The sequence below is a fragment of the Duganella radicis genome, assembly GCF_009720825.1.
Lineage (GTDB): Bacteria > Pseudomonadota > Gammaproteobacteria > Burkholderiales > Burkholderiaceae_D > Rugamonas > Rugamonas radicis.
Window position 1 is genome coordinate 19606 of record NZ_WNKY01000062.1, and the last position, 8537, is coordinate 28142.

The window sequence follows — 8537 nt, forward strand, 5'->3', positions numbered from 1 at the left end:
GCGCCGCTACACCAGCGTGGCGTCGATGCGCGCGGCGCTGACCGGGTCGACGGGACGCAGGGCGTCCACCAGTTCCGATACCGACGCCCCGCAGGCATACACCAGCACATCGCCGGGCTGGCACTGCGTCAGGCCCAGTCGCAGCGCCTGCGCCGGTTCGCATTGCAGCAGGGCGCCGTCCTCGCCGCCGCGCGCCGCGCGTGCCGCCGCGAGCATGATGTTGGCGCGCTGGCCCGGCGCGCGGCCACGGTCCTCGCTCGGCCATTCATAGAACACGGTGGTATCGAAACCGCCGCCGCAAATCTGGCCGATCTGTTCGAAATCGCGCTCGCGGCGGTCGCCCGGCGAGGTCACCACCGCCACCGTGCGGCCGGGCGTCATGGCGCGCGCGGTGGCGGCCAGCGCCGCGAAGGCGGCCGGATTGTGCGCAAAGTCGACGATCACCCGCACGCCATTGACGTCGTACAGATTGCCGCGCACCGGATTATGGCGCGCGTCCGAAACAAAGCTGCGCAAGCCGGCGGCGATCGCGCCGTTGCCCAAGTCGCAGGCCATCAGCGCGGCGGCGGCGGCCAGGCCGTTGGCGATGTTGTGGCGCGCGCAGCCGCCCATGGAGGAGGGCATCTCGGCCGCCGCCAGCAGCCGCGCCGGCCGCGCCGAGGCGTCGGACAGCATCAGGACGCCATCGTGCACCCAGGCGGCGCGGCCGCCGGCGTGCAGATGCGCCAGCAGCGCCGGATGGTTGGCGTCGCAACTGAAGTAGATGCGCTCGACGTCCTCCGGCAGGCTGGCGCCGATGGCGCGGCAGCGCTCATCTTCCGCATTCAGCACCACCGCGCCGGACGCCGCCTGCGCGACCACGGCCTTCACCGCCGCCAGCTCGTCCAGCGTTTCCACGCCTTCCATGCCGAGATGGTCCTCGCTGATATTGAGCAGCACCGCGACATCGCAGCGGTCGAACGCCAGGCCGCGTTTCAGGATGCCGCCACGCGCCGTCTCCAGCACGGCAAATTCCACTTCCGGCGCCGACAGCACGCTGCGCGCCGACCAGTAGCCGCTGCAATCGCCTTGCCGGATCGCTTCGCCGGCCAGGAACACGCCCTCGCTGGTGGCGCAACCGGTGGCAATGCCGGCCTTGCGCAGCGTGTGCTCGATCATCAGGGTGGTGGTGGTCTTGCCATTGGTGCCGGTCACCGCGACCACCGGAATCCGGCCATCGCGCTGGCCGAACATCGAATCCACGATGGCGGCGCCGGCGTCGCGCGGCACGCCGGCGCTCGGGTATTCGTGCATGCGGATGCCGGGAGCGGCGTTAATTTCGATCACCGCGCCGTTGCGGCCATCGAGCGGGCGCGAGATGTCCTCGCACACCAGGTCGATGCCGGCCACGTCCAGCCCGATCTTGCGCGCCGCGCGCACGCACATGGCATGGGTGGCTGGCGGCAGGCGGCCGGTCACGTCTTCCGCCGTGCCGCCGCTGGACAGGTTGGCGTTGCCGCGCATGCGTACCACACGGCCTTGCTCCGGCACGCCGTCGAGCGTGAGGCCTTGCTCCGCCAGCGTGGTCTCGGCGTGGCCGTCGAGCGGGATGCGGGTCAGGATATTGCTGTGGCCTTCGCCGCGCGCCGGGTTGCGGTTTTCCTGCTCCACCAGCTCGCGCACGGTCGATACACCGTCGCCGGTCACGGCGGCGGGACGGCGCAGGGCCGCCGCCACCACGCGCTGGCCGGCCACCAGGATGCGGTAGTCGTCGCCGGCAATATAGCGCTCGGCGATGATGGTGCGGCCATGCTCGCGCGCGCGTTCGAACGCCAGCTGCACTTCCTCCGGCGTGCCGCAGCGGGTGGTGACGCCGCGCCCATGGTTGCCGTCCAGCGGCTTGATGGTGACCAGTCCCTCCAGTTCGCGCGCCGCGCGCTGCGCCTGTTCCAGCGTGCGCACGCTGACGCCCTCCGGCACCGGCACGCCGGCTTCCTGCAACAGCGCCTTGGTCAACTGCTTGTCGGAGGCGATGCCGACCGCGATATGGCCGGTGTCGCCGGTGATGGTCGCCTGCAGGCGTTTCTGCTGCGCGCCCCAGCCCAGCACGAACAGATTGGCTTCCTCGGTCAGGCGTTGCCAGGGGATGCCGCGGCGGGCGGCGGCGCGCAGGATGGCGCCGGTGCTGGTGCCGATGGCGTGGCGTTCGGCCGTGGCGCGCAGCGCTTCCACCCCGTCTTCCAGCAGTTGCGGCACGTCGGCCGCGCCTTCGGCCAGGCCGCGCACCAGCGTCATGGCCAGTTCGCACGCTTGCACCGCCACCTGTTCCAGTTCGTACGAGCACACCACCCGGTACTGGCCGGGCATGCCGTGCACCTCGTGGGTGCGGCCCAGATAGGTCGGCGTGCCGGCCAGGCATTGCAGCGCGATGGTCACATGTTCCACCACGTGGGCCAGGTTGGCGCCGTGATGGAGCGCCTGCACGAAGCCGCCGTACTGGCCCACCGAGCAGCGATGGTCGTACAGGGAGGGCAGCAGTTCCAGCAGGCGGGCGTTGAAGCCGGCGATGGCGGCGCTGTCGCGCGCGGCCTGCGCTTGCGGGTCGATCACGGTCAGCAGGCAGGGTTGGCGGGAATACAGATTCGGTCCACGCAGAAGGTGTTGTTTAATGATGATCATGCTCGGTAGTCCTGTCGGTCAGATAGGTAATGAAGTCCGCCAGCGGTCCGGCCTCGGCCAGACTGGCAACGCGGGCGCCGGAAGGCAGCAGGTGCAGCCGCACGTCCAGCATTTGCGGCACGGCGCCGGGCGGGATGTCGGCCACATTGGTGCGGGCCTCGCGGCAGTCGACCACGGTGACCCCGCCTTCGCCCACCACTTCGATGCTGTCGTCACGCACGATCAACGCCGTGTCCTCGTCGATGCCGGCGCCCAGCAGGAAGGGGCTCTGGGCGATGGCGCTCAGCAGGCGATTGATGCGGTGGCGCTGCGAAAAGTGCTGATCGATGATCACGCGGCTGATGAACCCCAGGCCCGCGCCCAGCCGCACCGCGCCTTTTTCCGGCGCCAACGCCGCCTCGCCCTCGGCCAGCATATGGGTGCACATGCCGGACGCGCCGGCGCTGGTGCCGGCGATGCAGGCCCCTTGCGCATGGGCCTCGCGCATGGCCTGTTCGATCTGGGTGCCGCCGAGGAAGGCCACCAGCCGTTTCTGGTCGCCGCCGGTCATGAAGATGCCGCGCGCATGCGCCACGCGTTGCGCCAGGCCTTCGTCCTCGGCCTCGGCGCGTTCGTTGATGCGCACATGACTGATTTTTTCAGCGCCCAGCTCCTCGAAGGCGTTGCGGTACATTTCCCACACCTCGTTGGGCATCTTGCTGGCGGCGGTGATCACCACCAGCAGCTGTTGCGGCCCACCCGCCAGCGTGATAAAGCGTTGTAGCACTTTCCTGGCGTCGGTCTTGTCTTCGCCGCCGCCGATAATCATTAAACTGCCGTTCGTGTCCATGGTCTCAATCGATAAGTTGACGGTAAATCCGCCTGGCCATCAGGCCGAGCGGGGTGTGATGCACTGCCGGCGTCATCAGCGCTTGCAGCAGCTGCATGGCGGCCTGCTTGCTGCCCAGCGTGGCGATCTGCTGTTCCAGCCGGCGCAGCGGGCTGGCGTCGTCGTCGTCCGCGTGGTGGCGCACGATGCCGCGCGGGACGCCCTGGCGCGGCGTGTGGTGCATGCCCAGCGCGTCGAGCGAGCGCTGGCGGGCGCGGAAGCTGGGCACCCGCGCCGGCGTGGCCGGGGTGGCGATCCAGTCGCGCAGCACCTGCTGTTCATAGGCGCTGAAGACGCCGAACATTTCGGCGCGTTCGCTCTGGATCAGGCGCCAGAAGCGGCTGTGCTCCGGCGCCTGGCCGCGCTGTATCCAGCCGGCGTTTTCCAGCTCGGACAGCATGGCGGGGATCTGCTGCGGATCGGCCAGCCATTGGTTAATGCTGCGACCGGCCAGGCGGCAGTAGTCGGAATGCATATTGCAACCGGTATGGCTCTTGGCCGCCATGATGCCGACCAGTTCCGCGTGCAGGTCGAATTCGCCGATCACCGAGGTGGTACAGGCGCCCAGGTCGTTCAGGCGATAACCGTCCAGCATGCGCTGCCAGACGGTGGCGCTGTCGCCAAAGCGCGGCAGCAGCTGTTGCAGCGCCTGCACCGCCTTGTGCGCGTGGCCGGTGCTGCCATTGTCCACCGTGATGTGCAGCGTGAAGTAGTAGGGATCGATACCCAGCTCATTCAGTTCGTAGGCGGTGACCAGCAGATGCAGCGGCAGCTGTTCGTAACCGAGGTTGTAGCCGATGATCTCCGGCAGATAGCGCTCGGCGTCATAGGCCAGCGCCAGCTGGATCGCGCCCTGTTCGAAATAGGTGTCCGGCAGCTGCTGCCAGTCTTCACAGGCATGCGCGGCCAGCAGCTTTTTGTACAGCAGGACGTGGTTCTTTTCCGGCACGCCGTCGCCCAGTTCTTCGAGGTAGGTCTGGATCAGCGGGCGGAAATCCGCATCGTCCCAGTGCGCCAGCAGGCCATACAGCCAGGCGCCGTCCACCAGCTTGGTCGGCGCCACGTGCCGCAGGAAGTACAGGGCGTGCGACTGGTTGCTGAAATAGCGGCGCGGCGCGCCATCGCGGCGGCCACGCAAGTAAGCTTGGTATTCCATGCCGATGGTGAAGGCGTGGCTGGCGCTCCAGCCGCCCAGTTGGTCGGGCGTGGCCGGCAGCTCGGCGCGCAACTGGCGCGCGGCCTGCAAGCGGTGCGCGAGAAAAGCGCGTGCCTGTTCCAGCGCGGCGGCATCGGGTGGGCCATTGCGCAGTGAGTGGTAAATGGCCGCCGGGCCGGCGGCGGCAGGGGTGTGAACGGCATACGCTAGCTGTAGCATGGGTATCCTGTAGATAAGGGAAAACATTGATACTGATTATCTACGGGCGGCCCGCTGTACAGCGTCGGGAGCTTTCTTGTGTGCACGTAAGATCAGGCCGACATCCGGCCTCAGGCGAGCGCGGTATCCAGCACCATCATCACGATGAAGCCGATCACCAGCGCGCAGGCGGCGGTGTTGCAGTGGCCGTGGCGCTGGGCTTCGGGCACCACGTCGTGGCAGATCACGTACAGCATGGCGCCGGCGGCGCCGGCCAGCCCCCAGGGCAGGAAATTGGTGCTGGCTTCAATCAGCAGCGCGCCGGCCACCGCGCCCACCGGTTCGATCAGGCCGGAGACGGCGCCCAGCAGGGCGGAGAAGGCGCGCCCGTAGCCGACGCCGCGCAGGGCCAGCGCCACCACCAGTCCCTCGGGGATGTCCTGGATGGCGATGCCGGTGGCCAGAGTGTGGGCCTTGGCCGCGTCCACACCGCCGTAGCCGACGCCGATCGCCACGCCTTCCGGCAGGTTGTGGATGGCGACGGCGGCCACGAACAGCCAGGCGCGCGTCATGGCCGCCGGTCCGTTGCGTCCTGCCGTGTCTTGCAGCACCCGTTCGGATTGCACCAGATGCCCGAGCAGCATCACCAGCGCCATGCCAAGCAGGATGCCGGCGCCCACCATGGTGCTGGCGACCATGGCGTTGGCGCCGGCCGCGCGGCTGGCGCTGAGCGCGGGCAGCACCAGAGAGAAGGAGGTGGCGGCCAGCATGATGCCGCCGCCGAGGCCCAGTGCGGCGTCGTAGCTGCGTTGCGAAAAATTCTGCGACAACAGGATGGGCAGGGTGCCGGCGGCGGTGGCCGCGGCCGCCCACAAGCCGCCCACCAGCGCCATGTGCGCCGGGGCGGGCAGGCCGGCCAGCAGCAGTGCGCCGTCGCGCAGCAACAGCAGCAGCCCGGCAAGCGCGATCGCGCCGCCCGCCAGAACGCGCCAGCGGCGCACGCCGCCCTGTGCACGCCGCGCGGGTGTGCCATGTTGCGTTGGCCGGGGGGATGCGGCATGTCTGGCCAGCCATGCGCGCCACGCGCGCCAGTTAAGCCAGGCGCGCCATGCCGGGCGATGGCGCAGGGGTGGACTGTGCATGGGTTTAGCGCAGCAGGGTGCCGTCGTCCGTCTGGCCGTCGGCCGGTTCGATGCCGTTGAGCGCCTCGCCCAGCTCCGCGCCGGTCAGCGGATCGGCCTCCGGATCGGACATGGTGCGCGCCGCCAGCTGGTTGAGCAGCGCTTCCTCCTCATTGTCCAGCGCCACGGTGGCCGAGCCGTCGCCGCCATCGACCGCCAGTTGCTGCTCGCGGTCGCTGACGGTTTCCCATTTCTGGCCGTCGTTCCAGGAGCCTCGCACTTCCGGCCCGCCCTGCGACATGTCGAAGTACACGCTGGTGAACTCCGGCTTGCCTTGCAGTTTCCCCGGCGGGAAGTTGGGCTGGATCGCGTACAGCGCCTTCTCGAACGACTTCTGGTGCGCGATCTCGCGCGTCATCAGGAAACCCAGTGCTTCCTTCACGCCCGGATCTTCGGTCAGGTTGATCAGGCGTTCATACACAATCTTGGCGCGCGCCTCGGCCGCGATGTTGGAGCGCAGGTCGGCGGTCGGCTCGCCGATGGTGTCGATGTAGGCCGCGCTCCATGGCACGCCAGCCGAATTGACCAGCGGCGCGCCGGCGCCATACAGCACCTGCGTCAGGTGGCTGTCGTTGCCGGCGCCGGTGATGGAACGATACAGTTCGCCTTCCTCGTCCACGCCTTCGGCCAGCCGGCCCTTGGCGCCCTTGTTCAACATGACCACGATATTGCCGATCACCTCCAGATGGCTCAGCTCTTCGGTGGCGATATCGAACAGCATGTCCTTGCGGCCCGGATCGTCCTCGGCCAGCGCCTGCGTGAAGTAGCGGCAGGCCGCCGCCAGTTCGCCCTGCGGGCCGCCGAATTGTTCCAGCATCAGGTTGGCCAATCCGGGATTGGTTTCACTGACCCGCACCGTGTATTGCAGTCGTTTGTTATGAGCGAACATGAGGATTCTCCTTCGGTAGGTTGAGGACCCATGTTAGGCCGCGCACAGCACGCTGCGTATCAGCGCCGGTGCCAGTGCCATGTAAGACAGCGCTGGCACGGCAACTCAGCCGGCTTTGACGGCACGGGCGTCGCGTACCCGCTCCGCGGCCTTTTTCCCAGCCAGGAAGGCGTGGTCCGAGTTGTAGTATTCCCACTCGCTGTAGCGGCCCGCCAGCACAATGTCATGCCCCTCCATCCACTCGCGCACGGTGGCGACGTTGCGCGCGCGTGCGTGGTCGTACACCACGTAGGCATATGGCATGTCGACCTGATTGGTGGTGAGGATCTCGTCGTCTTCGCGGATGAAACCGACCTTGATGCAGTCGGCGATGCAGCGCGCGATCAGTTCCTCGCCATCGAGCGGCAGCGGTTTCCACGGCGAGTAGGAAATCTCGCAGGTGAAGCCGAAACCGCCGGGCGCGTTGCATTCCGGGCTGGCGTTACCCTGCACGAAGATGCGGTGGAAGATGCTGTCCTCGGGGTAGTAGATCCAGTGCTTGTCGGTGACGTCGCTGCGGTTGACGCCGATGTTGACGCAGCGGATCGACACATGGCGCAAGCCCTGCGCCGCCTTGCGCACCGTTTCCGGCACCGCGTCGCCGCACAATTGCACCAGTTGCGGCAGCGGCGCGGTGCTGATCAGCTGTCCATACGGCAGGCGGCGGCCGTCGGCCAGCACCACCATGTGCTCCTGCGGCAGCACCTGCTTCACATTGGCGTTGAGCTCCACCTTGCCGCGGATGTGCGGCAGGAAGCCGTTCATCAGCGCCTGGAAGCCGCCCCTGCGCGGATAACCGAAACGCGCGTTCGGCCCCATCGGCTTGGCCACCGGCTCCAGCGCGCCTTCGATGATCTGGCCCAGGTCTGGCAGCGGCACCCGGCCGCCCAGCCACGAGGTTTCCATGTCCTTCAGCGGCACGGTCCAGATCTTCTTGTTGTAGGGGATGGCGAAGTGCTTGGCGATGCCGGCGCCCCACACGCGGTAGATGAAGTTTTCGAAGTTCTCGGTCTGCGCTTCGGCCGAGCCGGCGTCGCTGTTGGCGGTATCGGTGGTGCCGTCGGCGCAGCAGTCCTCGACCTTGGCGCCGTCGTTGTCGGCGGCGCAGCGCGGCGCGCCGGCCGCCAGGCCATAGCGCGATTCAATCGCGCCGACGATGCACTCCTTGATCACCTGCGGCGGCAGGCCATACAGCGCGCCCTGGAACGGATAGCGGGTGTACACCTGCTTGCTGTAGACCCAGGCTTCGCGCATCTGCCAATGCTGGTTGTCGCCCAGCAGGATGTCATACAGCTTGAGCACATACGGATCGTTGGAGAACATGATGTGGCCGGCGTAATCGAAGGTGAAGCCCTTGTCCTTGATCGAACGGCACCAGCCGCCCACGGTGGCGTTCCGTTCCAGCAGCACGGTGTCGGCGCCGAGGTGGTAGGCGGCCGACAGCCCGGTCGGGCCGCCGCCGATGATGACGCAGCCCACCGGGCTGGCCGGCCGCGCGGTCGTGATACTGGCGGTGGCGGGCGGCGCCGAGGCGGCGCCCGAGGCGCC

6 protein-coding genes are annotated in these 8537 nt (G+C 68.1%); all 6 read right to left on the reverse strand.

What is annotated here, in order from left to right:
- Positions 1-6: 6 nt before the first annotated feature.
- The gene (cphA, locus tag GM676_RS29150) at positions 7-2658 is read right to left on the reverse strand and encodes a cyanophycin synthetase (RefSeq protein ID WP_155467951.1); all 2652 of its coding nucleotides are present in this window, start codon (positions 2656-2658) and stop codon (positions 7-9) included.
- Positions 2645-3487 carry a cyanophycinase gene (locus GM676_RS29155; protein ID WP_229262916.1) on the reverse strand — a complete coding sequence of 281 codons (843 nt, stop codon included), beginning with the start codon at positions 3485-3487 and terminating at the stop codon, positions 2645-2647. Before GM676_RS29155 ends, cphA begins: the two co-directional genes overlap by 14 nt.
- Positions 3488-3491: 4 nt before the next feature.
- On the reverse strand, positions 3492-4901 hold the full coding sequence (locus tag GM676_RS29160) for an iron-containing redox enzyme family protein (RefSeq protein WP_155467954.1): 1410 nt from the start codon (positions 4899-4901) through the stop codon (positions 3492-3494).
- 110 nt (positions 4902-5011) lie between these two features.
- Positions 5012-6022: a ZIP family metal transporter gene (locus tag GM676_RS29165; protein ID WP_155467957.1), complete on the reverse strand. Its 1011-nt coding sequence runs from the start codon at positions 6020-6022 to the stop codon at positions 5012-5014.
- A gap of 4 nt (positions 6023-6026) precedes the next feature.
- Positions 6027-6950 carry a manganese catalase family protein gene (locus GM676_RS29170; protein WP_155467960.1) on the reverse strand — a complete coding sequence of 308 codons (924 nt, stop codon included), beginning with the start codon at positions 6948-6950 and terminating at the stop codon, positions 6027-6029.
- A gap of 105 nt (positions 6951-7055) precedes the next feature.
- The coding region (locus GM676_RS29175; RefSeq protein WP_155467963.1) for a protoporphyrinogen/coproporphyrinogen oxidase at positions 7056-8537 on the reverse strand (1482 nt) is incomplete at its 5' end.

Bases quoted from the DNA above. Each gene is read 5' to 3' on its own strand.
- cphA (WP_155467951.1), bottom strand. From the start codon at position 2,658: ATGATCATCATTAAACAACACCTTCTGCGTGGACCGAATCTGTATTCC.
- GM676_RS29155 (WP_229262916.1), bottom strand. From the start codon at position 3,487: ATGGACACGAACGGCAGTTTAATGATTATCGGCGGCGGCGAAGACAAG.
- GM676_RS29160 (WP_155467954.1), bottom strand. From the start codon at position 4,901: ATGCTACAGCTAGCGTATGCCGTTCACACCCCTGCCGCCGCCGGCCCG.
- GM676_RS29165 (WP_155467957.1), bottom strand. From the start codon at position 6,022: ATGCACAGTCCACCCCTGCGCCATCGCCCGGCATGGCGCGCCTGGCTT.
- GM676_RS29170 (WP_155467960.1), bottom strand. From the start codon at position 6,950: ATGTTCGCTCATAACAAACGACTGCAATACACGGTGCGGGTCAGTGAA.